The sequence below is a fragment of the Rubrivivax gelatinosus IL144 genome (assembly GCF_000284255.1).
GTDB classification, from domain to species: domain Bacteria; phylum Pseudomonadota; class Gammaproteobacteria; order Burkholderiales; family Burkholderiaceae_C; genus Rubrivivax; species Rubrivivax gelatinosus_A.
Map to the genome: position 1 here is coordinate 667,756 of NC_017075.1, position 22,443 is coordinate 690,198.

The window sequence follows — 22,443 nt, forward strand, 5'->3', positions numbered from 1 at the left end:
TTGAGCGAGGCATGACATGTTCTCCCACGTCTTCCTCGGCACCGCCGACTTCGAACGGGCGCTCGCCTTCTACGAGCCGCTGATGGCCGTGCTCGGTCTGGAGCGGCGCTTCGTCGAACACGAACGCCCCTGGGCCGGGTGGCAGGCGCCGGGTGTCGCGCGGCCGCTGTTCCTGCTCGGCCGGCCCTACGACGGCCAGCCGCACGCGCCGGGCAACGGGCAGATGGTGGCTTTCCTCGCCGCCGACCGGGCGACGGTGGACCGGGCGCACGCCGTCGCGCTGGCGCACGGCGGGAGCTGCGAAGGGCCGCCGGGGCTGCGGCCCGAGTACCACGCGCACTACTGGGGCGCCTACTTCCGCGACCCCGACGGCAACAAGCTCTGCGTGGCCTGCCACGCGCCGCCGGCGCCCTGAGGCTGCCTCAGGCGCCGCGTTTGCGCGTCTTGAAGCGTTCCACCGCGTCCCAGTGGTCCGGGTGCACCCAGGCGTGCACGAAGTGGCGCTGCTCGATCTCGCGCCGCTCGCGGTAGGACTCGCCGCGGCGCAGCGCACGCGTCTGCTCGACGGCGCCGACCAGCGCGGCGCGCGTCTGGCGCAGGATCGGGGCGATGAACTCGTCGACCGCCGCCGGCATCGCCGCGGCGTCGGGCACGACGAGGTCGGCCAGGCCCCAGGCCAGCGCGGTCTGCGCCGGCACCAGCTCGCAGCGCGCCATCATGCGCAGCGCGCGTGCCGGGCCGACCAGCGAGGCCAGGTCGGGGCCGCCGCCCCAGGCCGAGGTGATGGCCAGCTTGCCGTGGATGAAACCGATGTGCGTGCCTTCGCGCATCAGGCGGAAGTCGCAGGCCACGGCCAGCTCGCTGCCGCCGCCGATGGCGTCGCCGTTGAGCACCGCGACCACCGGCACCGGGCAGTCGCGCACCGTGTCCAGCACCGTGCGGCCGCGGTCGGACATCAGCCGCGCTTCGTCGTCGCTGCGCACCGACTCGAGTTCGTGCACGTCGCCGCCGGCGGCGAAATAACGTTCACCGGCACCGGTGACGAGCACGCAGCGCAGCGCGGGGTCGTGGGCGTGGCGCAGCAGCGCTTCGCGCAGCGCGGTGAGCACCGCCATCGACAAGGGGTTGTGGCGCTCCGGCCGGTCGACGGTCAGGCGCAGGATCGCGCCGTCGCGCTCGACACGCAGCGGGGAGGGTTCGGCCATCGTGAGGGTTCTCCGGGGTGACGGCCGTCCGCACGACGGCCGGGAGCCGGGATTGTCCTCCCGCGGCCGGCGGGCTCAGCCGGCGAACGTGATCGCCGCCTGGTAGGCGCCCAGCAGCACGGCGCTGACGGCCAGGTTGGCCAGCAGGTGGCGCTCGCCCTGGCCGACGTGGATGCCGACACGCGCGCTCAGCGCGCCCCACAGCGCGACGACCAGCAGCGCGCCGGCGTCGGCCCGCTCCATCGCCATGCCGGTGGCGTGGGCCAGGCCGACGAGCAGCAGCCACAGCCCGCTGCCCATCACGGCGGCGGCGGTCACTTCGTCGAAGCTGGGCTTGCGCAGGGGGATGCCGATGAACTTCATGGGAACGCCGCGGCCGAATCGATGAAACCGTCAGCGTAGCGGCCCTGCAGCGCGGCGAGGCTTGAAATAGGTCAAGCTCGGCCGCGCTGTTCTCCGGCTCAGGTGCCGCGCAGGTAGGGGTTGTGGCGGCGTTCGTCGCCGAACGTGCTCTCCGGCCCGTGGCCGGGCACGAAGACGGTGTCCTCGCCCATCGGCCACAGGCGCTGGACAATGCTGTCGATCAGCGTCTGGTGGTCGCCGCCGGGGAAGTCGGTGCGGCCGATGCTGCCGGCGAACAGCACGTCGCCGACGAAGGCACGTTTGGCTTCGGCGTTGTGGAAGACGACGTGCCCCGGCGTGTGGCCCGGGCAGTGGCGCACCGCCAGCGTCGTGCGGCCGACGGCGACGGTGTCGCCGTCCTTCAGCCAGCGCACCGGCATGAAGGGCTCGGCCTGCGGGAAGCCGAACATCGCCGCCTGCTGCACGAGGCCGTCGATCCAGAACTTGTCGCCTTCGTGCGGGCCGACGATGGGCAGCGCCAGTTCGCGCGCCAGGCGGCCGGCGCCGCCGGCATGGTCGATGTGGGCGTGCGTCAGCAGGATCAGCCGCGGCGCGACGTCGAGTTCCTCGATCGCCGCCAGGATGCGCGGCACGTCGCCGCCCGGGTCCAGCACCGCGGCTTCGCGCGTCTCGTCGCACCAGAGGATGCTGCAGTTCTGCTGGAAGGGCGTGACGGGGACGGTTCGGTACTGGAGCATCGTGACGAGAGATCGGTTCGAGGCGGCATCTTGCCATCGGTGCACCGCCGCCAGACCCTGCGGTCTCTCGCCCCGGCCCCTCCTGCGACGTACATTCCGCCTCTGCGTTGATACCGTGGCCGGTATATTCGGCGGCTATCCCCCGTTGCCGGAGACGCCCCGATGAAGACCGCCCACGACCTCGTCGTCGCCGCCAAGGCGCGCATCCGCGAGGTCTCGCCGGATGAAGCCGAAGCCGCGATCGCGAAGGCCGACGTGCTGCTCGACGTGCGCGAGGCCGAGGAGTTCGCGGCCGGCCATCTGCCCGGGGCGCTGCACGTCTCGCGCGGCCTGCTGGAGTTCAAGCTCGGCGGCACGCCGGCGCTGGCCGACCGTGGCCTGAAGGTGGTGCTGTACTGCAAGAGCAGCGGCCGCGCCGCGCTGGCCGCGGTGGCGATGCAGGAGATGGGCTATACCGACGTCGTCTCGATCGCCGGCGGCTACGACGCCTGGCTGGCCGCCGGCAAGCCGGTCGTGCGGCCCGAGGCGCCGGCCTTCGACTGATCAGCCGGCCAGCGCCGGCACGCCGACGTTGATCGCCAGCCCGCCGACGGCCAGCCAGACCAGCAGCAGCGCCGCCAGCGCCAGCGGCCGCGCGCCGGCTCGGCGCAGCGCCGAGACGTGCGTCGTCAGCCCCAGCGCGGCCATCGCCATCGCCAGCAGCGCGCCGTCGATCGCCAGCAGCGTGTCGACCAGCGCCGGCGGCAGCGCCAGCCACGGGTGCAGCAGCACGACGGCGACGAAACCCAGCGCGAACCACGGCACGGTGATGCGGCGCGCGCCGCCGGCGTCGTCGGCATCGCCGCGTGCGTCCCAGGCCGAGAGCAGCAGCAGGAAGGGCGCGAGCAGCATCACACGCGCCAGCTTGGCCACCACCGCAGCGTCGGCCGCGCTCTCGCCCAGCGGGCGCGCCGCGGCGACGACCTGCGCCACCTCGTGCAGCGTCGAGCCGACATAAAGCCCGAAACGCGAAGCCTCCAGCCCGAGCAGCGGATAGGCCAGCGGGTAGGCGAACATCGCCAGCGTGCCGAAGACGACGACGGTGGAGACCGCCACCGCCACCTCGTCGGCGCGGCCGCGCACCACCGGCGCGCAGGCCATCACCGCGGCAGCGCCGCAGATCGAGCTGCCGGCGCCGATCAGCACCGTCGTGCGGTGGTCCAGGCCGAAGACGCGCCGGCCCAGCGCATAGGCCAGCGCGAAGGTCGTGCCGACCATCAGCAGGTCGATGACGAGGCCGGTGGCGCCCAGCGCACCCAGGTCCGCCAGCCCCAGCCGCAGCCCGTAGAGCACGATGCCAAGGCGCAGCAGGCGCTGCTTGGCGAACTCGATGCCCGGCCCGGCGGCCGCCCTGCGTGCCGCCGGCGCGTGGCCGACGGCGATGCCGAGCATGATGGCCAGCGTCAACGCACCCAGGCCGTGGGCCGCGAAGCCCGGCAGGCCGGCCGCCGCCGTGGCCGCCGCGGCGATGGCGCCGGCCAGCGCCAGCCCGGGCAGCAGCCGGCGCATCGAAGCCAGGAGGAGGGAAGGGGACACGGCGCGCATCGTGCGCTGCGCCGCGTTATTAGAAAAACGAGTTATATGCGTATGATCGATCGACCCAGTAACTCGATCGATCCATGCGTTTCACGCTGCGCCAGCTGGAAGTGCTGCTCGCGGTGGCCGATTGCGGCAGCACCGCGGCGGCCGGCGAGCGTGTGGCCTTGTCGCAGTCGGCCACCAGCGCCGCGCTGGGCGAGCTGGAGTCGCTGCTCGGCGCCCGGCTCTTCGACCGTGTCGGCCGCCGGCTGCTGCTCAACGAACGCGGCCGCGCCGTGCTGCCCGAGCTGCGCGAGGCGCTGGACCGTCTGCGCCGGCTGGAACGCCAGTTCACCGGCGGCGAGGCCGAGCCGCCGCTGGCGCTGCGCCTGGGCGCCAGCCGCACCGTCGGCAACTACCTCGTGCCGCCGCTCTTGGCGCGGCTGCTGCGCCAGCGGCCCGACGCGCAGATCGAGCTGCACATCGACAACACACGCGCCATCGCCGCCGCCGCGGCGCGGCTGGAACTCGACGTCGCGCTGGTCGAAGGCCATTGCAGCGAACCCGAGCTCGCCGTCGAGCGCTGGTCCGAGGACCGGCTGCTGCTCGTCGCCGCCGCCGACGACCAGCTGGCCGCCCCCGGCCGGCGGCTGGACTGTGCCGAGCTGCGCGACGCACGCTGGCTGCTGCGCGAGCCGGGCTCGGGCACGCGCGAAGCCGTCGAGCAGGCGCTGCTGCCGCGGCTGGACCACTTCTCGCGCACGCTGCAGTTCGACAGCAACGAAGCGCTGCTGCAGGGCGTGGCCGCCGGTCTCGGCGTCAGCTGCCTGAGCGCCTGGGTCGTCGCCGACGCGCTGGCGCTGGGTCGCATCCGGCTGCTGGACTGCGGGCTGCCGGCCATCGTGCGGCCGCTGTACCTGGTGCACCACCGGGCGCGCACGCTGTCGCCGGGGCTGCGCGAACAGCTCGCGCCGCCGGCCTGATCAGTGCGGCGCGTCGCCGCGGCGCGCGCGGGCGGCGGCCAGCGCCGCGGCCAGGCGCGCTTCGGCGTCGGCCGCGTCCGCCGGCTTGGGCGGCGGCGCCTGGCGCGCGGCGTGCCGTGCGGCGACGATCGCGCTGACGACGATGACGGCGAACAGCGCCACCGACGCCGCGTTCAGCGCCGCACCCAGCGCGCGCAGGCCGGCGTCCTCGACGCCGCCGAAGAGCCGCAGCAGCAGCGACGCGTGCAGCGCGACGATCGGCGCATAGAAACGCGCGCCGAAACGCAGCTTGACCTTGGCGACTGCCGGCAGGATCACCGGCGCGTGGCCCATCACCATGCTGAAGACGAAACCCAGGCCCAGCGCGTGCAGCGCCATGTCGCGCCCGGGGCAGCCGAGTGCGGTGCCCATCCAGGCCAGGCCGCCGATCACCAGCCAGGCGTAGCCCGACAGCAGGCACAGCGCCATGTAGCGCGGCAGCCCGGGCGCGCGCACCGTGCGCCGCGCGACGTCGTAGAGCGCGAACCAGACGCCCAGCGCCATCAGCGCCAGGCCGTAGAGCACGCCGCCGGCCGCCGGCTGCCAGGCCGACAGCAGCGCGCCCGCCAGCAGCGCCGCGACGATGCCCAGCAGCGCCGGTTCGGCGGCCGGTTTGCGCGGCGCGAAACGCGTCATCTCCAGCCGCTCGGCCCCGACCGTCAGCACGAGGAAGACGAACCACCAGACGGGCGCGTCGGCGCCGCGGCCGGCGGCGAAGAGCGCGTTGCCGGCCAGCCAGGCCAGCGCGGCGAGCGCCAGCAGCCGTGTGTGCGTCATCGCCTGGCGCTGGAGCAGCAGCGCGTGCACGGCGACGAACACCGCCGCGCCGGCCAGCGACAGCGCCGCCGCCAGCCCGGTGGCTCCGCCCAGCAGCGCCAGCGCCCCGGCGCCCGACAAGGCCGGTGCCGCGAAAGCCCAGCGCACCCGCGCCGCGACCGCACGTTCGACGGCGATCACGGTGCCGAAGAAGCCCGACAGCATCAGCGCCGCGTGGAACACCGCCGCGCGGCCGAAGACCGCCGCACCGGCGTCGCTGCCCAGCAGCGCCTCGCCGACACCCACCCGCAGCAGCCCGCCGATCACCGCCGAGACGAGCACGGTGACGACGGCGGTGGCGACCAGCGGGCGCGCGTATTTCATCGCGGCCTCACCAACCCATGAATTTGCGGGCGGCCGGACTCATGCGCTCCGGCGTCCACTCCGGCGTCCAGGTCAGCTCCAGGTCCACCGCCCAGCCGGCCGGCAGCACCTGCATCAGCTCGCTCTCGACGTCGTCGGCGATCGAGTCGGCCAGCGGGCAGGCGGCCGAGGTCGTGGTCAGCAGGATCGCGGCGATGCGATCCTGCAGCCGCACACCGTAGACCAGGCCGACGTCGACGATGGTCAGCGCGATCTCCGGGTCGACGACCCGGGCCAGCGCGTTCAGCACCGGCTCGCGCCACTCGGGCGGGCCTTCGTAGGGAATGCGGGCGAAGGCCGCGGCACGGCTCTCGTTCATGCGCAGGCCTCCAGTTCGTTCGTCTCGCGCCGGCGCTGCGCCAGCAGCGGGCGCAGGCCGACGACGCTGCCGATGACGATCAGCGCCGGCGTGCGCACCTTCTGCTGCGCCGCCAGCATCGGCAGCGTCGTCACCGTGCCGGTGAGGCAGCGTTCGTCGGGCATCGTCGCGCGCTCGACGATCGCCGCCGGCGTGTCGGCCGCCAGCCCGTGCGCGACGAGCTCGCGGCAGATGACCGGCAGCGTGCCGACGCCCATGTAGATCACCAGCGTCTGCCGCGGCCGCGCCAGCGCCTCCCAGTCCAGGTCGACGGCCTGGCGGTCGCTGCGCAGATGGCCGGTGGCGAAGACCAGCGCGCCGGCATGGTCGCGGTGCGTCAGCGGAATGCCGGCGCTGGCGCCCGCGCCCTGCGCCGCGCTCAGGCCCGGGATGACGCTGAAAGGAACGCCGGCTTCGGCCAGCGCGATCGCCTCTTCGCCGCCGCGGCCGAAGATGTAGCCGTCGCCGCCCTTGAGCCGCACCAGCGATCGGCCGCTGCGCGCCAGGCGCAGCATCAGCTCGATGATCTGCTCCTGCGGCAGCGCGTGCCGCGAAGCCTGCTTGCCGACGTACAGCCGTTCGGCCGTGGCCGGCGCCAGCGCCAGGATCTCCTCGCTCACGAGGTGATCGTAGAGAACCAGCGATGAGCGCTGCAGCGCTTTCGCGGCCTTGATCGTCAGGAGTTCGGGGTCTCCGGGGCCTGCGCCCAGCAGCGTCACATGCCCGTAGCGCGACGGGTCGGCCAAGAGGTACGGCGTCTCAGGGAAAGCGTTCATGCCGAGCTCCTTGCCGGGTGCTGTGTCGTGTGATGCCATTGTCGAAATGCGGCGGCGGGAGCGTCCTTGAACCAGTTTAAGGACGCCCCGGCAGCCGCTGCGGACCATGCCTTCCCACGGACGCGGCCTTCCCGCGCCGAGACACGTCACCGGTCTTGCGGCCGGGGCGACCTGCTGAAGAGAGAGAAGGAGAGAACATGATCCGTACGACGACGGTCGCGGGCGCCGTGGCGCTGCTGGCGACCCTGTTGGCGTCTCCCGCTGTGCTGGCGCAGGGCGCCGCCTCCGACGCCGCCGAGACCCACGGCACCATGCCGCCGGCCCAGCAGAGCTACCAGGGCGCGCCGTCGCCGCTGGCCAACGAGCCGATGTACCAGAGCGCCAACCCCAAGGCGCCGAAGATGACGCAGGCCGAGTTCGAACTCGGCCGCAAGACGTATTTCGAGCGCTGCGCCGGCTGCCACGGCGTGCTGCGCAAGGGCGCCACCGGCAAGCCGCTGACGCCGGACATCACGCTCTCCAAGGGCACCGACTACCTGAAGGTGTTCATCTCCTACGGCAGCCCCGCCGGCATGCCGAACTGGCTGACCTCGGGCGAGCTCGACGAGAAGACCGTCGACATCATGGCCCGCTACATCCAGCAGGACCCGCCGCAGCCGCCCGAGTTCGGTCTCGCGCAGATGAAGCAGACCTGGAAGGTGCTCGTCCCGCCCGAGAAGCGGCCGACGCGCAAGATGAACAAGTTCAACATCGAGAACATCTTCTCGACGACGCTGCGCGACGCCGGCGAGATCGCGCTGATCGACGGCGACAGCAAGCAGATCATCAGCGTCATCAAGACCGGCTACGCGGTGCACATCTCGCGCACCTCGGCTTCGGGCCGCTACCTGTTCGTCATCGGCCGCGACGCCAAGATCAACATGATCGACCTCTGGATGGAGCATCCGGAGACGGTGGCCGAGATCCGCGTCGGCCTGGAGGCGCGTTCGGTCGAGACCTCCAAGTACAAGGGCTACGAGGACAAGCTGGCGATCGCCGGCACCTACTGGCCGCCGCAGTTCACGATCATGGACGGCGACACGCTGGAGCCGAAGAAGATCGTGGCCACGCGCGGCATGGTCGTCGGCACGCAGGAGTACCACCCGGAGCCGCGCGTCGCGTCGATCGTCGCCTCGCACTACAAACCCGAGTTCATCGTCAACGTCAAGGAGACGGGCAAGACCTTGATGGTCGACTACTCCAACCTCGACGCGCTGAAGATGACCGAGATCGGCTCGGCGCCCTTCCTGCACGACGGCGGCTGGGACGCGACCAAGCGCTACTTCTTCGTCGCCGCCAACCAGAGCAACAAGATCACCGTCATCGACGCCAAGGAAGACAAGCTGGCGGCCATCGTCGAGGTCGGCAAGATCCCGCACCCGGGCCGCGGCGCCAACTTCGTGCACCCGAAGTTCGGCCCCGTCTGGGCCACCGGCCACCTGGGCGACGAGACGATCTCGCTGATCGGCACCGACCCGGTCAAGCACAAGCAGTACGCCTTCAAGGAAGTCGCCAAGCTCACCGGCCAGGGCGGCGGCAACCTGTTCCTGAAGAGCCATCCGAAGTCGCAGCACCTGTACGTCGACACGCCGCTGAACCCCGACCCGGCGCTGTCGCAGTCGGTCGCGGTCTACGACGTGAAGAACCTCGACAAGGGCTTCACCGTGCTGCCGATCGCGCAGTGGGCGGGCCTGGGCGACGACGGCGCCAAGCGGGTCGTGCAGCCGGAGTTCAACAAGGCCGGTGACGAGGTCTGGTTCTCGGTCTGGTCGGCCAAGAACAAGCAGAGCGCGCTGGTCGTCGTCGACGACAAGACGCTGAAGCTCAAGGCCGTCATCAAGGACCCGCGGCTGATCACGCCCACCGGCCACTTCAACATCTTCAACACGCAACACGACATCTATTGATGTCGCGCACCGGGAGCGGCACCGGCGCCGCTCCCGGCTCCCCCGCCCCGAAAGGACTCCCATGAAGAAGACCCTGCTGGTCGCGCTCGGCCTCGCGTTCGCCTGCGCCGGTGCCCTGGCCGCACCCGAGGACGCGATCACCAAGGCCGGCTGCAACGCCTGCCACACCAAGGACAAGAAGCTCGTCGGCCCCTCGTTCAAGGAGATCGCGACCAAGTACAAGGGCCAGGACGTCAGCGCCAAGCTCTTCGACAAGGTGCGCAAGGGTGGCTCGGGCAGCTTCGGCCCGATCCCGATGTCGCCGAACCCGCCCGAGAAGATCTCCGACGGCGACCTCAAGGACGTCATCGCGTGGATCCTCAAGCAGTCCTGAGGCTGCGCCGGTTGGCGGCCGTCGTGCTGACGACGGCTGCCGCCACGGCCGCGGCTGCCGAACCTGCGTCCGAGCCAGATGCCCCACGGCAGCAGCAGCTCGTGCGTTTGGTCCGGCAGGACTGCGGCTCGTGCCACGGCATGCGGCTCGGCGGCGGCCTCGGCCCCGCGCTGACGCCGCAGGCCCTGGCCGACAAACCCGTCGACGGCCTGGCCGCGACGATCTTCCACGGACGCCCCGGCACGCCGATGCCGCCCTGGCGCGCGATGCTCGACGAGGGCGAGGCGCGCTGGATCGCCGAACGGCTGCTCGCAGGCTTCCCCGAACTGCCCGCCTCCCGATGAAACGCCGCGACCTGCTCGCCGCGCTCGCGCTGCCGCCGCTGGCCGCGCTCGTGCCCGGCTGCGCCCAGACGCCCGCCCTGCGCGGCACCGGCGACCTCGGCCTCGTCGTCGAACGTGCCGCCGGTTCCGTCGTCGTCGTCGACACCAGCGCCCGCGCCGTGCTCGGCCGCGTCGGCGGGCTCGGCGACCTGTCGCACGCCTCGGCGGTGTTCTCGCGCGACGGCCGCTACGCCTACGTCTTCGGCCGCGACGGCGGCCTCACCAAGGTCGACCTGCTCGAGCGCCGCATCGCCGGCCGCGTGATGCAGGCCGGCAACTCGATCGGCGGCGCGATCAGCGCCGACGGCACCCTGGTCGCGGCGCAGAACTACACGCCCGGCGGCATCAAGGTCTTCGACGCCGCGACGCTGGCGCTGGTCGCCGACGTGCCGGCCGAAGTCGCGCCCGGCCAGCGCTCGCGTGTCGTCGGCCTCGTCGACCTGCCGGGCCGGCGTTTCGCCTACAGCCTGTTCGACGCCGACGCGATCTGGATCACCGACTGCAGCGACCCCGCGGCGCCGAAGACGACCAAGCTCGGCGGCATCGGCCGCCAGCCCTACGACGCGCTGGTCACGCCCGACGGCCGCCACTACGTCGCCGGCCTGTTCGGCGAGGACGGCCTCGCGCTCGTCGACCTCTGGGCCGAGCCGCTGCGCGCGCGCAAGGTGCTGTCGGGCTACGGCCGCGGCCAGGAGCCGCTACCGGTCTACAAGATGCCGCATCTGCGCGGCTGGGCCGTCGCCGGGCGCCGCGCCTACCTGCCGGCCATCGGCCGCCACGAGGTGCTGGTCGTCGACACCGAGAGCTGGCAGGAAGTCGGCCGCATCGCGGTCGCCGGCCAGCCGGTGTTCGTGATGGCACGGCCCGACGGCCGCCAGGTCTGGGTCAACTTCGCCGTGCCCGACTACGACCGCGTGCAGGTCATCGACACGCTGACGCAGCAGGTCGTGCAAACGTTCTCGCCGGGCAAGGCGGTGCTGCACCTGGAGTTCACGCCTCGCGGCGACGCGGTCTGGATCAGCAGCCGCGACGACCACCGCGTCAGCGTCGTCGACACCGCCAGCTTCACGACGCTGGCGACGCTGGCCGTCGATTCGCCGAGCGGCATCTTCTTCACCTCGCGCGCCAACCGGCTGGGGATGTAGGCGATGGACAGCAGCGCCGAACTGCTCAACCCCTGGCAGCAGCGTTTCCCGCTCGAACGCACGCCCTTCGCCGCCATCGCCGCGGCCACCGGCCGCCCGGCGCCCGAGCTGCTGGCGGCCTTCCGCGAGGCGCAACGCAGCGGCGCGCTGTCGCGCATCGGCGGCATCTTCGGCGCCGGTGCCGGCGGTGCCGGGCTGCTGGTCGCGATGGCCGTGCCGCCGGCGCGGCTGGACACGGTGGCGGTGCGCGTCTCGGCCGAGCCGCAGGTCAACCACAACTACGAGCGCGAGCACACGCTGAACCTGTGGTTCGTCGTCAACGCCGCCGACGCCGCGGCGGTGGAACTCGTCGTCACGCGCCTGGAACACGCCACCGGCCTCGCGGCGCTGCGCCTGCCGCTCTTGCGCCCGTACCGCATCGACCTCGGCTTCGACCTGCGCGCGCGCACCGCGCCCGAGGCGATGGCGCCGCAGCGCCGCGCGCCGGCGGTGCCCGCCGCCGACCGACCGCTGGCCGCGCTGGTCGAGCAAGGCCTGCCGCTGGTGGCGCGGCCTTACGACCTCTGGGCGCGTGAACTCGGCCGCGAGCCCGAGGCCGTGCTCGCCACGCTGGGCGGCTGGCTGATCGACGGCACCCTGAAGCGTTTCGGCGCCATCGTGCGCCACCACGAACTCGGTTTCGCCGCCAACGCGATGGCCGTGTTCGACGTGCCCGACGGCGAGGTCGACGCGCGCGGCGACACGCTGGCGCAGGTGCCCGGCGTCACGCTGGCCTACCGCCGCGCGCGCGGCGAAGGCTGGCCTTTCAACCTGTACTGCATGGTGCACGGCCGCGACCGCGACGCGGTGCATGCCGTGCTCGAGCGCGCCGCCGTGGCCGCCGGGCTGCAGCAGGTCCCGCGTTCGGTGCTGTTCTCGTGCCGGCGTTTCAAACAGACCGGTGCCTCGCGTTTCGGCGCCCCCGTCCTGGAGTCCGCGCATGCTCACGCCTGAGGACCTGCGGCTGATCGACCGCTTGCACGGCGGCCTGCCGCTCAGCGACCGGCCCTTCGCCGAGCTCGCCGCCGAACTCGGCTGCAGCGAGTACACGCTGATCGAACGTGTGCACGGCTGGCTGACGGCCGGCGTGCTGACCCGTTTCGGCCCGCTGTTCCAGATCGAACGCGCCGGCGGGCGTTTCGTGCTCGCCGCGATCGCCGTGCCCGAGGAGCGTTTCGACGCCGTCGCTGCGATCGTCAACGCGCGGCCCGAGGTGGCGCACAACTACCGCCGCGAGCACGCGCTGAACATGTGGTTCGTCGTCGCCGCCGAGACACCGGCCGCGGCCGACGCGGCACTGGCGCGCATCGAAGCCGAGACCGGCCTGCCGGTGCTCGCCTTCCCGAAGGAGCGCGAGTTCTTCGTCGAGCTGCGCCTGCCGCTGGCCGACGCCGCCGCGGCGCTGGAGACCGAGGAGGCCGACGATGCCGCTTGACGCCTTCGACCGCGAGCTGATCGCCGCCACGCAGGGCGGGCTGCCGCTGGTGCCGCGGCCTTACGAAGCCGTCGGCGCGATGCTCGGCGTGCCGGGCGAACGTGTGCGCGAACGCCTGGCGCAGATGCTCGAGCAAGGCCTGGTGCGCCGCATCGGCGCCGTGCCCAACCACTACGCGCTGGGTTTCACCGCCAACGGCATGAGCGTCTGGGACGTCGCCGACGACCAGGTCGACGCGCTCGGCGAACGCATCGGCGCGCTGGCCGGCGTCAGCCACTGCTACCGCCGCCCGCGCCATCTGCCGGCCTGGCCCTACAACCTGTTCGCGATGCTTCACGGCCGCAGCCGCGCCGAAGTCGAGGCCCAGGCCCGCGAGGTCGAAACGCTGCTCGGCAGCGCCTGCCGCGGCCACGACATCCTCTATTCCACCGCGATCCTCAAGAAGACAGGCTTGCGCTTGTCGGGAGCCTGACCATGTTCCGCATCAGCCAGTACCTGCGTGAACTCGACGCCGCGATCCGCTCCGGCGCCTGGCCGGCGGTGCGCACGCCGCGCCCCTCGGGCCCGGTCGTCATCTGGAACCTGATCCGGCGCTGCAACCTGACCTGCAAACACTGCTACGCGCTGTCGGCCGACCACGACTACGCCGGCGAGCTCTCCAAGGCCGAGGTCGACACGGTGATGGACGACCTGAAGGCCTATCAGGTGCCGGTGCTGATCCTCTCCGGCGGCGAGCCGCTGATGCGCCCGGACCTGTTCGAGATCGCCGAGCGCGCCAAGGCCATGCGCTTCTACACCGGCCTGTCGACCAACGGCACGCTGATCGACGCCCACTGCGCCGACCGCATCGCCGCCACCGGCTTCGACTACGTCGGCATCAGCCTGGACGGGCTGAAGGCCACGCACGACAAGTTCCGCCGCCTGGACGGCGCCTTCGACCGCAGCCTGGCCGCGGTGCGCCTGCTGCGTGCACGCGGCGTCAAGGTCGGCCTGCGCTTCACGATGACGGCGCTGAACCAGCAGGACCTGCCGGCGCTGCTGGCGCTGATGCGCGAGGAGCAGGTCGACAAGTTCTATTTCTCGCACCTGAACTACGCCGGCCGCGGCAACATCCACCGCGGCAAGGACTCGCAGTTCGCCGCCACGCGCCAGGCGATGGAGCTGCTGTTCGAACGCGCCTGGCAGAGCGTGCAGGAAGGCCGCGAAGAGGACTACGTCACCGGCAACAACGACGCCGACGGTCCCTTCCTGCTGCAGTGGGTGGCGGCGCGCTGGCCCGAGTGGGCCGAGGCGCTGCGCGAGCGGCTCGTCGCCTGGGGCGGCAACTCCAGCGGCGTCAACATCGCCAACATCGACAACCTCGGCAACGTGCACCCCGACACGATGTGGTGGCACCACTCGCTGGGCAACGTGCGCGAGCGGCCGTTCTCGGCGATCTGGAGCGACACCTCCGACCCGCTGATGGCCGGCCTGAAGGCGCACCCGCGCCCGGTCGGCGGCCGCTGCGCCGGCTGCCGACACTTCGCGATCTGCGGCGGCAACACGCGCGTGCGCGCCCAGCAGCTCACCGGCGACGCCTGGGCCGAAGACCCCGGCTGCTACCTCGACGACGAGGAGATCGGCCTGGCCGCCGGTGCCGATGCGGCGCGTGTCGCGCTGGCACCCTTCGGCCGCCGGGAGAGCGAGCATGCGTAGACGCGCGCTGAAGCTGCTGCTGGCCGCGGCCGTCGTCTGGATCGGCTGGGACGTCGCGCACGCCCAGGCCGCCAGCGAGCCCGCCGCCGCGCTGGCCGCCCCGGTGCTGTACACGACGCACTGCGCCGCCTGCCACGGCGCCCAGCGCACCGGCGCCATGGGCCCGGCGCTGCTGCCCGAGAGCCTGGAGCGCCTGCGCCCGGCCGAAGCGCGCAAGGTCATCGCCCAGGGCCGGCCGGCGACGCAGATGGCAGGGTTCGCCGACAAGCTGAGCGCCGCCGAGATCGACGCGCTGGCCGCCTGGGTCTACCAGCCGGTGAACCCGGCGCCGGCCTGGAGCGAGGCCGACATCCGCGCCTCGCGCGAAGAGACGCCGGGCGCGGCCAAGCTGCCGGCCAAACCGGTGTGGCGTGCCGACCCGATGAACCTCTTCGTCGTCGTCGAAGGCGGCGACCACCATGTCTCGCTGGTCGACGGCGACCGTTTCGAAGTCATCCACCGCTTCGCCAGCCGCTACGCGCTGCACGGCGGGCCCAAGTTCACGCCCGACGGGCGCTACGTCTTCTTCGGCAGCCGCGACGGCTGGATCACCAAGTACGACCTCTGGAACCTGACGGTGGTGGCCGAGGTGCGTGCCGGGCTCAACATGCGCAACATCGCCGTCAGCGGCGACGGCCGCTGGGTGATGGCGGCCAACTACCTGCCCAAGACCGTCGCGCTGTTCGACGCCGAGCTGAAGCTGGTGAAGACGATCCCCGCCCAGACGCTGGACGGCAAACAAGCCTCACGTGTCTCGGCCGTCTACGACGCCGCGCCGCGCCACAGCTTCGTCGTCGCGATGAAGGACATTCCCGAGGTCTGGGAGATCAGCTACGACCCCAAGGCCGAGCCGATCCACGACGGCTACGTGCACGACTACAAGATGGGCGAGGCGATCGCGACGCCGGGCTTCCTGAACCCGCGCCGCACCGTGCTCGACGAGCCGCTGGACGACTTCTTCTTCGACCAGGGCTACCGCCACCTGCTCGGCGCCACGCGGCCCAAGGCCGACGGGCAGGGCGCCAGCGCGCAGGTCGTCAACCTCGACATCCGGCGCAAGGTGGCCGACCTGCCGATCGCCGGCATGCCGCACCTGGGCTCGGGCATCACCTTCGGATGGAACGGCACGACGGTGCTCGCCAGCCCCAACCTCAAGGGCGGCGCGATCGACGTCATCGACATGAAGACCTGGAAGCCGGTGAAGACGATTCCGACGCCGGGCCCGGGCTTCTTCATGCGCAGCCACGAGGCCACGCCCTACGCCTGGACCGACTCGATGATGAGCCCGACGGCCAAGGACACGCTGACGCTGATCGACAAGGCGACGCTCTCGCCGGTGGCGACGATCCGCGAGCCCGGCAAGACGCTGGCGCACGTCGAGTTCACCAAGGACGGCCGCTACGCGCTGGCCAGCGTCTGGGAGCTGGACGGCGCGCTCGTCGTCTACGACGCCAGGACGCTGAAGGAAGTGAAGCGATTGCCGATGAGCAAGCCGGTCGGCAAGTACAACGTCTGGAACAAGATCACGCGCTCGGAGGGCACTTCGCACTAAGCGCAAAGCCCGTCCGGCGGCCTGTTCTTGATCAAAGCCAAATTGACCGGACTCAATACGATAAGAGTTCCCATTTGCATCGAGCCCCGGCGACCGTCACGCCAGAGGGCCCGGAAAGGAACCGTCCAGATGATCAAGCCCCTGCTGGCCGCGCTCGGCCTCGCCGTCGTGTCCGCCTCCGCGCTCGCCGCGCCCGAGGACATCGTCAAGAAGTCCGGCTGCCTGGCCTGCCACCAGGTCGACAAGAAGGTCGTCGGCCCGTCCTACAAGGAAGTCGCGGCCAAGTACAAGGGCAAGAAGGCCGACGCCCAGCTCTTCGACAAGGTGCGCAAGGGCGGCGGCGGCGTCTGGGGCCCGATCCCGATGATTCCGCACACGCCGCAGCAGATCTCCGACGCCGACCTGAAGACCGTCATCACCTGGATCCTGGCCCAGTGAGGCCGGGGCGCCGCCACTGCGGGCGGCGCATGCAGGTTCAGATCGGCGCGTAGCCGCCCAGGCCGTCGGGCCAGGGCGTCAGCACCTCGTAGCCGTCGCGCGTGACGGCCACCATGTGCTCCCACTGCGCCGACAGCGAGCCGTCGCGCGTGACGACGGTCCAGCCGTCGCCCGCGTCGCGGATCGCGGCGCTGCCGGCGTTGAGCATCGGCTCGATCGTGAAGATCATGCCTTCGGTCAGCCGCAGCCCCTGGCCACGCTGGCCGAAGTGCGCGACGTGCGGGTCACCGTGGTAGACGGTGCCGATGCCGTGGCCGCCGTACTCGCGCACGACGCCGAAACCTTCGCGCCGCGCGACGGTCTGGATCGCGTGGCCGACGTCGCCCAGCGTCGCGCCCGGGCGCACGCGGCGGATGCCGGCGCGCATCGCCTCGTAGGTGGTGTCCACCAGCCGCCGCGCCAGCGGCGAGATCTCGCCGACGCAGTACATGCGGCTGCAGTCGCCGTACCAGCCGTCGTGGATCACGGCGACGTCGATGTTGACGATGTCGCCGTCCTTCAGCACCGTGGCCGGCGACGGGATCCCGTGGCAGACGACCTCGTTCACCGAGGCGCAGACCGTCTTCGGGAAGCCGTGGTAGCCGACGTTCGCCGGCACCGCCTTCAGCGTGCCGACGATGTAGTCGTGGCACAGCGCGTCCAGCGCCTCGGTGCTGACGCCGGCGCGAACGTGCGGCGCGATCATCGCCAGCACCGACGCGGCCATCTGCCCGGCGACACGCGCCTTGGCGATCTCGGCCGGGTTGCGGCGCGGGATCGGGCCCCTCATTGCACCCTCGCTTCGGGCGCCCCGGCCACCTTGGCCAGGTCCAGCCCGCCGGCCAGTTCGGCACGCACCAGCATCCGGCACAGCTCGCCGTGCGGCAGGTCGGGGTGCAGCTCGGCGAGCATGCCGATGCGCATCCAGTGTTCTGCCTGGGCGTTGATCGAGCGCGACAGCGCGTTGGCCGCGATGCGCAGGTTCTCGTGCATCGGCTCGGAGATTTTGACGATTCCCATGCCGGCATCGTATACGAAACGTATACGAAGCGTATCGTCAGGGGTTTCAGACGGGCGGCAACAGCCCGGGCCCGGCCGCCGGCGGCAGCCAGGCCGCGGCCGGCCAGTCGCGCTCCAGGCCGGCGTGCGGCGCCAGCCCGCAGGGCAGCGGCGCCAGCGGCAGCGCCTGCGCCAGCGCGCAGGCGGCGGCGAAGCCGGTGTCACCGTCGAAGGAGTGGGTGACGATCAGGCCGATGCCGGCCGCAGCCGCCGCGTCGGCCAGCGTCAGGCAGCGCGCCAGGCCCAGCAGCGCCGGTTTCAGCACCCAGGCCGCCGGGCGTCGATCGGCCGGCAGCGCCAGCAGCGCGGCGGCCCGCGCCGGGTCGGCCAGCGACTCGTCGGCGGCCCAGGGCAGCGGCAGCGGCGGCGGCACGCCCAGGCAGGGCTCCTCGACCAGCTCGACGCCGTGGCGCGCCAGCGCCGCCAGCCGCGCCGGCGCTTCGCCCGGCGCCAGCGCGCCGTTGGCGTCCAGCCGCAGCCGCACGCCCGGCGCCGCGGCCTGCACCGCGGCCAGCAGCGCGTCTTCGTCGGCGTCGCTGCGCCCGGGGATCGCGATCTTCAGCTTCAGCACGCGGTGGCCACGCGCCGCGGCGGCGGCGGCGACTGCCGGTGCACGTTCGTCGTCGGGCAGCAGCACGCTCACCGCCACCGGCTGCAGCGTGCGGCCGTCGGCCAGCCAGGCGGCGGCACTGCGGCCTTCGGCCTGCGCGGCGGCGTCGAGCAGCGCGCATTCGAGCGCGAAACGCGCCGAGGGTGTGCGCTCCAGCCGCGCCGCGTGCGGTGCCAGCGCCGCGTCCAGCCGCGCCGCTGGCGAGCCCTCGGCGGGCAGGTGCAGCTCCACGCCGGCCAGCGTCGTCAACGTGTCTTCGACGCCGTCGGCGTCGTCGTGGCTGAAGCCGGGCAGCGGCAGCGCCTCGCCGTGGCCGCTCACCGCGCCCGCCGCCAGGGCAATGCGCAGGGCGATCCGCGGCCGTGCCGTGCCGCGCACGACGACGGTGCCGCAATCGACACGCTCGGGCGCGCCCAGCCTCAACCGCAGCGACGCGGCGTTCATGCGCCCAGCCGCGCCAGCGCCGCGGCCACGGCCTGCGGCGCTTCGAGCAGCAGGTTGTGGCCGGCACCCGCAACGCGTTCGTGCGTCACCAGCGGTGGCCGCGCCAGGCCGGCGGCCAGCGTGTCGAAACGCGTGTCCTCGGCGCCGGTCAGCCACAGCAGGCGCTGGCCGGTCGTGGCGACCGCCGCGCGGTAGTCGGGCATCTGCGCCAGCCCAGCGACCTCGAAGGCCCAGGCCAGCGCCTCGGCGTCGTGCGCCAGCCGCGCTGCGCGTTGCGCGGCCTGCGCCGCGGGCGGCAGCGCCCGCTGGCTGGCGAACAGCGGCAGCGCTTCCCAGGCATCGACGAAAGCCGCCAGCCCGTCGCGGCGCAAGGCCGCGGCACGCGCCGCGTCCTGCGCCGCACGTTCGGCGCGTTCGGCCTCGCCGGCCAGGCCGACGTGGCCGCCGACCAGCAGTACCGCGCGCACGTGGCCGGGCCGCGCCATCGCTGCGCCCAGCGCCAGCCGCGCGCCCATCGAGTAGCCGGCGAGCAGCGCGCCGGCTGGCAGCGTGGCGGCGATGGCCTGCACCGCCTCGGCCCAGCTGCGTGGTTCGGGCGCCGCCGGTCCGTGGCCGGGCAGCCAGGGGCACCAGGCTTCGCCGTGGGCGGGCAGGGCGGCGAGCACGCCGTCCCAGGCGCCGGGGTGGCCGAGAAAACCGTGCAGCAGCACCAGCGGCGGCCCGTCGCCGCGTGCGGCGTGGCGGGTGCCGGGCGCGTTCACGCCTGCGACACCGCCGCGGCGCCGGCTTCGGCCATCGCCGACAGCAGCGCCGCGCGCGTGGCGCTGCCGCCGTCGGCGACACGCGCCTCGATCAGCATCGGCCGGTTGGCGGCCAGCGCGCAGGCCAGCGCGTCGCGCAGCGCCGCCGGCGAGGCCACCCGTTCGTAGCCCAGGTCGTAGGTGGCGGCCAGGCCTTCGAAGCCGCGGCCGTGGCCGGCGACGAACAGCGCTTCGCAGTCGTCGGCCAGCGCCGCGTCGCGCCCGATCGGCAGGCGCTCGAAGATGCGGCCGCCGTCGTTGTGCACGGCGACGATGGCCAGCGGCCCGCGCACCGCGGCCGCCGCGGCCAGGCCGCCGGCGTCGTGCAGCAGCGAGACGTCGCCCAGCAGCAGCGCCAGCGGGCCGTCGAGCACGCGCCGGGCACCTGCGGCGCCGGCCACCAGGCCGTCGATGCCGGCGGCGCCGCGCTGGTGCAGCACGGCCAGCGGCTGCGCGTCGGGGCGCAGGTCGTGGTCCAGGTCGCGCACCGGGTTGCTGTTGCCGACCATCAGCGTCGCGCCGGCCGGCAGCGCGGCGCGCAGCAGCGCCGGGATCTGGTGCTCGTGCAGCGGGCCCTCGTCGGCCGTGGCGGCGGCGTCGGCGCGCGCCGCCCAGGCGCCGGCTTCGGCGAACTGCCAGCGCTGCGCGTAGTAGGTGGCGGTCTCGCGTTCGGCGAGCAGCCGGGGTTCGGCTTCCAGGCGTTCGGCGGCGGCGTCCAGCAGCGCGGCCACCGGGCCGAGCAGCATCGCCGCGGCGCCGCCGGCCGGGTCGGCCGGGCGTTCGCCGGGCAGCACGATGCGTTCGGGCGCGTCGTGGCCGGCACACAGCGCCAGCCATTGCGCCGACACCGCCGGCGCGCCGATCTCCAGCGCCAGATCGGGCTTCAGCGAAGCGCGCACCGGGCGCGAGCGCAGCAGCGCGTCGAAAGCGCCCAGGCAGCGCGGCAGCGCCTCGTCGGGCAGGCCGAAACGCAGCTGGCTGGTGGCCTCGGCCAGCAGCACGTAGCCGCTGGCGGCGATGAAACGCGCGACCGCGCGGCGCAGCGCCGGCGCCTCGGCCGCGGGCAGCGGGCCGGCGACGACGACGCCCTTGGGCGCGGCCTTCACGCGTTCGACCAGCAGCGCCACCGCCTCGGGCGAAGGCGTCGCGGCCGGGGGCAGCAGCTGCGGCGCGCCGGCGCGCGACAGGCGCTCGACCAGCGGCCGCCAGGGCTCGCCGCCCGGGCCGGGCTGCGGCTCCAGCGGCTTGCGAAAGCGCGCGTTGACGTGCACCGCGCCGGCCAGCGGGTAGTGCGTGGCCAGCACCGCCTGCGCGGCGATGCGCGGCACGGCGCGCAGCGCCGCCGGATGCTCGTCGGGCAGGCCCAGGTCGTAGAAGGCGCGCACGTGGCGGCCGAAGAGGTGCAGCTGGTCCACCGTCTGCGAGGCCTGCGCGTCCTGCACCTCCCAGGGCCGGTCGGCGCTGAGCAGCAGCAGCGGGATGCCGGCTTCGCGCGCTTCCATCGCCGCCGGCAGCCAGTGGCCGGGCGCGGTGCCGCTGGTGGCCAGCACCACCGCCGGCCGGCCGGTGGCACGGGCCTGGCCGAGTGCGAAGAAGGCCGCCGTGCGTTCGTCGTGCAGCAGCGTGTGCGGCAGCGCGCGCGCCAGCGCCAGCGCCAGCGGCGTCGAGCGTGATCCGGGGCTGATGACGGCGTGGCCGATGCCGGCGTCGCGCAGCGCGCCGGCAAACAGCCGCGCCCAGGCGGTGTGAAGGTCGCTCATGGGCGCACCCCGCGGCCGTCCTGAGCGCTCATGCCGCGACGAAAGCGCGCCAGGCGTCGAGCACGCTGCCCTGTTTGGCGCGGGTCTCGGCCAGTTCGCGTTCGCCGTCGGAGCCGTCGACGATGCCTGCCCCGGCCGGCAGCACCGCCAGCCGGCCGGCGAGCAGCGCGCCGCGCAGGCCGACGACGGCGTGCGCCGTGCCGTCGGCCGACAGGCGCAGCACCGGGCCGGCGTACAGGCCGCGGGCTTCGCCTTCCAGCGCCGCCAAGAGCGTCGCGGCGCGATCGGCCGGCAGGCCGCAGACGGCGGGCGTCGGGTGCAGCGCGTGCACCAGCGCCAGCGCGTCGGGGGCGGCGCTCAGCGTCGCCTCGATCGGGGTGTGCAGATGCGCCAGGCCGCGCGTGCGGCGCAGGCCGGGCGCGCGTGTCGGCGGCAGCGCCTGCACCCAGGGCGCGATCGCGGCGCGCACGGCGTCGACGACGACGGCGTGTTCGTGGCGTTCCTTGGCGTCGGCGTAGAGCTCTTCGGCGCGCGACTCGGGCCGCGTGCCGGCCAGCGCCTCGGTGCGCAGCGTGCGGCCGTCCAGGCGCAGCAGCGTCTCGGGCGTCGCGCCCAGCCAGGCCTTGCCGCCGCGGCACCAGGCGTAGCGCACGGCGCCGCTCTGGTGCGCCGACAGGCGGCGCATCACCGCCGCGGCCGAGGGCACGGCGCCGAAGGCGATGCGGGCGCGCCGCGCCAGCACCACCTTGACCAGTTCGCCGGCACGGATGCGCGCCACCGCGTCGCCGACGGCGGCGGTGTAGCGCGCCGCGGTCTCGGCGTCGTCGAACTCCTCGAAGTCCGGCAGCGCCTGGCTCTCGGTCGGCGGCAGCGCCGCCAGCTCGCGGGCGACGCTGGCCAGACGGCTGCGCAGCGTGTCGGCTTCGGCGGCCGGCAGCGTCAGCCGCAGCCAGGCGCGGCCGCCGCGCTGCACGACCAGGCGCTCGGGCAGCACGACGCCGCCGGGCAGCAGGCCGGCCCAGAGTTCGTCGGGCGCCTCGTGCGGCGAGAACGGCAGCACGCCCAGCGCGGTGGGCGGCGGCGCGTCGGGGCTGACGTCGGCGACGCCGGCCCACAGCGCGTGGCCGTCGCCCGGGCGGCCGGTCAGCCAGCGCACCGCGCCGATGCCGACCCAGGACTCGCCGTTGGGCGCCATGAACGCCGCCGTCGGCTCGCCTTGCACGGCGAGCAGGCGCTCGGGCGGCAGCGGGGCGATCTCCAGCGCGGCGCTGCACAGACGCAGCGGATGGCCGGGGGGCAGGGCGAGGTTCATCGGGTTCGGAACGGACTGGCGGATCGAAGGCTCGGCGGGACGATACACGCTGCCCCGGGCCCGGCGCAGGGTTGCGGCTAGACCTAGGTCAAGAGAGCGTGACGATGAGCCGGATGTGCAGCCGCGGACGTGACGCAACCCTCACCGCCGGGCGCCCCACGCGCCGCAGTCGCGCTC

The 22,443-nt window shown here is 73.3% G+C and carries 26 protein-coding genes; 13 read left to right on the top strand and 13 right to left on the bottom strand.

Going from position 1 to position 22,443, the window contains the following annotated elements:
• Positions 1-16: 16 nt before the first annotated feature.
• A complete protein-coding gene (locus RGE_RS03200) occupies positions 17-415 on the top strand; it encodes a VOC family protein (protein ID WP_014426869.1) in 399 nt (132 codons plus the stop codon).
• A gap of 7 nt (positions 416-422) precedes the next feature.
• On the opposite strand, the gene RGE_RS03205 is transcribed toward RGE_RS03200, so the two are convergent.
• The 3 genes from RGE_RS03205 to RGE_RS03215 all read right to left on the bottom strand — a co-directional run bounded on the left by RGE_RS03205 (position 423) and on the right by RGE_RS03215 (position 2,305).
• Positions 423-1,205 (bottom strand): enoyl-CoA hydratase/isomerase family protein, encoded by a 783-nt coding sequence (locus RGE_RS03205; RefSeq protein WP_014426870.1) that lies wholly within the window; start codon positions 1,203-1,205, stop codon positions 423-425.
• A gap of 75 nt (positions 1,206-1,280) precedes the next feature.
• A complete protein-coding gene (locus RGE_RS03210; protein ID WP_014426871.1) occupies positions 1,281-1,568 on the bottom strand; it encodes a hypothetical protein in 288 nt (95 codons plus the stop codon).
• A 98-nt stretch (positions 1,569-1,666) separates the two neighbouring features.
• Positions 1,667-2,305, bottom strand: a complete 639-nt coding sequence (locus tag RGE_RS03215) for an MBL fold metallo-hydrolase (RefSeq protein ID WP_014426872.1) — start codon at positions 2,303-2,305, stop codon at positions 1,667-1,669.
• A gap of 162 nt (positions 2,306-2,467) precedes the next feature.
• Here RGE_RS03215 and RGE_RS03220 point away from each other — a divergent pair, with 162 nt between their 5' ends.
• Positions 2,468-2,848: a rhodanese-like domain-containing protein gene (locus RGE_RS03220; protein WP_014426873.1), complete on the top strand. Its 381-nt coding sequence runs from the start codon at positions 2,468-2,470 to the stop codon at positions 2,846-2,848.
• Here RGE_RS03220 and RGE_RS03225 read toward each other — a convergent pair whose 3' ends face one another.
• Complete coding sequence (locus tag RGE_RS03225) at positions 2,849-3,889, bottom strand: YeiH family protein (protein WP_014426874.1); 1,041 nt, start codon at positions 3,887-3,889, stop codon at positions 2,849-2,851. It abuts the gene before it with no gap.
• A 74-nt stretch (positions 3,890-3,963) separates the two neighbouring features.
• Here RGE_RS03225 and RGE_RS03230 point away from each other — a divergent pair, with 74 nt between their 5' ends.
• Positions 3,964-4,845 carry a LysR substrate-binding domain-containing protein gene (locus RGE_RS03230; protein WP_014426875.1) on the top strand — a complete coding sequence of 294 codons (882 nt, stop codon included), beginning with the start codon at positions 3,964-3,966 and terminating at the stop codon, positions 4,843-4,845.
• Here the strand turns inward: RGE_RS03230 and RGE_RS03235 are convergent, their stop codons facing one another.
• Genes RGE_RS03235 through cobA form a run of 3 tightly spaced genes read right to left on the bottom strand, consistent with a single transcriptional unit; the run spans position 4,846 to position 7,197 of the window.
• The gene (locus tag RGE_RS03235; RefSeq protein ID WP_043783759.1) at positions 4,846-6,024 is read right to left on the bottom strand and encodes a hypothetical protein; all 1,179 of its coding nucleotides are present in this window, start codon (positions 6,022-6,024) and stop codon (positions 4,846-4,848) included.
• A 7-nt stretch (positions 6,025-6,031) separates the two neighbouring features.
• On the bottom strand, positions 6,032-6,382 hold the full coding sequence (locus RGE_RS03240) for a metal-sulfur cluster assembly factor (RefSeq protein ID WP_014426877.1): 351 nt from the start codon (positions 6,380-6,382) through the stop codon (positions 6,032-6,034).
• A complete protein-coding gene (cobA, locus tag RGE_RS03245; protein WP_014426878.1) occupies positions 6,379-7,197 on the bottom strand; it encodes a uroporphyrinogen-III C-methyltransferase in 819 nt (272 codons plus the stop codon). The genes RGE_RS03240 and cobA overlap by 4 nt, the downstream gene beginning before the upstream one ends.
• 197 nt (positions 7,198-7,394) lie before the next feature.
• Between cobA and RGE_RS03250 the strand changes: the two genes are divergently transcribed.
• The 10 genes from RGE_RS03250 to RGE_RS03295 all read left to right on the top strand — a co-directional run bounded on the left by RGE_RS03250 (position 7,395) and on the right by RGE_RS03295 (position 16,242).
• The gene (locus RGE_RS03250) at positions 7,395-9,143 is read left to right on the top strand and encodes a nitrite reductase (RefSeq protein WP_014426879.1); all 1,749 of its coding nucleotides are present in this window, start codon (positions 7,395-7,397) and stop codon (positions 9,141-9,143) included.
• Between the two features lie 61 nt (positions 9,144-9,204).
• Positions 9,205-9,516 carry a c-type cytochrome gene (locus RGE_RS03255; protein WP_014426880.1) on the top strand — a complete coding sequence of 104 codons (312 nt, stop codon included), beginning with the start codon at positions 9,205-9,207 and terminating at the stop codon, positions 9,514-9,516.
• 23 nt (positions 9,517-9,539) lie between these two features.
• Positions 9,540-9,860, top strand: coding sequence for a c-type cytochrome (locus RGE_RS03260; protein WP_043784578.1), 321 nt, complete (start codon positions 9,540-9,542; stop codon positions 9,858-9,860).
• Positions 9,857-11,044, top strand: coding sequence for a cytochrome D1 domain-containing protein (locus RGE_RS03265; protein WP_014426882.1), 1,188 nt, complete (start codon positions 9,857-9,859; stop codon positions 11,042-11,044). The genes RGE_RS03260 and RGE_RS03265 overlap by 4 nt, the downstream gene beginning before the upstream one ends.
• A gap of 3 nt (positions 11,045-11,047) precedes the next feature.
• Entirely contained in the window at positions 11,048-12,037 is a 990-nt protein-coding gene (ahbB, locus tag RGE_RS03270; protein ID WP_014426883.1) for a siroheme decarboxylase subunit beta, read from the top strand.
• Positions 12,024-12,518 (top strand): Lrp/AsnC family transcriptional regulator, encoded by a 495-nt coding sequence (locus RGE_RS03275; RefSeq protein ID WP_014426884.1) that lies wholly within the window; start codon positions 12,024-12,026, stop codon positions 12,516-12,518. Before ahbB (RGE_RS03270) ends, RGE_RS03275 begins: the two co-directional genes overlap by 14 nt.
• Positions 12,508-12,990, top strand: coding sequence for a siroheme decarboxylase subunit beta (gene ahbB / locus RGE_RS03280; RefSeq protein WP_014426885.1), 483 nt, complete (start codon positions 12,508-12,510; stop codon positions 12,988-12,990). The genes RGE_RS03275 and ahbB (RGE_RS03280) overlap by 11 nt, the downstream gene beginning before the upstream one ends.
• 2 nt (positions 12,991-12,992) lie before the next feature.
• Positions 12,993-14,213, top strand: a complete 1,221-nt coding sequence (gene nirJ, locus RGE_RS03285) for a heme d1 biosynthesis radical SAM protein NirJ (RefSeq protein WP_014426886.1) — start codon at positions 12,993-12,995, stop codon at positions 14,211-14,213.
• The gene (locus tag RGE_RS03290) at positions 14,206-15,804 is read left to right on the top strand and encodes a nitrite reductase (protein ID WP_014426887.1); all 1,599 of its coding nucleotides are present in this window, start codon (positions 14,206-14,208) and stop codon (positions 15,802-15,804) included. The genes nirJ and RGE_RS03290 overlap by 8 nt, the downstream gene beginning before the upstream one ends.
• Before the next feature lie 129 nt (positions 15,805-15,933).
• The gene (locus tag RGE_RS03295) at positions 15,934-16,242 is read left to right on the top strand and encodes a c-type cytochrome (RefSeq protein WP_014426888.1); all 309 of its coding nucleotides are present in this window, start codon (positions 15,934-15,936) and stop codon (positions 16,240-16,242) included.
• Between the two features lie 37 nt (positions 16,243-16,279).
• Here RGE_RS03295 and map read toward each other — a convergent pair whose 3' ends face one another.
• The 6 genes from map to RGE_RS03325 are packed head-to-tail and all read right to left on the bottom strand — an operon-like array spanning position 16,280 to position 22,266.
• The gene (gene map / locus RGE_RS03300) at positions 16,280-17,071 is read right to left on the bottom strand and encodes a type I methionyl aminopeptidase (protein ID WP_014426889.1); all 792 of its coding nucleotides are present in this window, start codon (positions 17,069-17,071) and stop codon (positions 16,280-16,282) included.
• Positions 17,068-17,301: a ParD-like family protein gene (locus RGE_RS03305; protein WP_014426890.1), complete on the bottom strand. Its 234-nt coding sequence runs from the start codon at positions 17,299-17,301 to the stop codon at positions 17,068-17,070. The genes map and RGE_RS03305 overlap by 4 nt, the downstream gene beginning before the upstream one ends.
• A gap of 46 nt (positions 17,302-17,347) precedes the next feature.
• Positions 17,348-18,394: an enolase C-terminal domain-like protein gene (locus RGE_RS03310; RefSeq protein WP_014426891.1), complete on the bottom strand. Its 1,047-nt coding sequence runs from the start codon at positions 18,392-18,394 to the stop codon at positions 17,348-17,350.
• A complete protein-coding gene (locus RGE_RS03315) occupies positions 18,391-19,155 on the bottom strand; it encodes an alpha/beta fold hydrolase (protein ID WP_014426892.1) in 765 nt (254 codons plus the stop codon). Before RGE_RS03315 ends, RGE_RS03310 begins: the two co-directional genes overlap by 4 nt.
• Complete coding sequence (menD, locus tag RGE_RS03320; RefSeq protein ID WP_014426893.1) at positions 19,152-20,954, bottom strand: 2-succinyl-5-enolpyruvyl-6-hydroxy-3-cyclohexene-1-carboxylic-acid synthase; 1,803 nt, start codon at positions 20,952-20,954, stop codon at positions 19,152-19,154. The genes RGE_RS03315 and menD overlap by 4 nt, the downstream gene beginning before the upstream one ends.
• Before the next feature lie 28 nt (positions 20,955-20,982).
• Positions 20,983-22,266 (bottom strand): isochorismate synthase, encoded by a 1,284-nt coding sequence (locus RGE_RS03325; RefSeq protein ID WP_014426894.1) that lies wholly within the window; start codon positions 22,264-22,266, stop codon positions 20,983-20,985.
• Between the last annotated feature and the right edge of the window lie 177 nt (positions 22,267-22,443).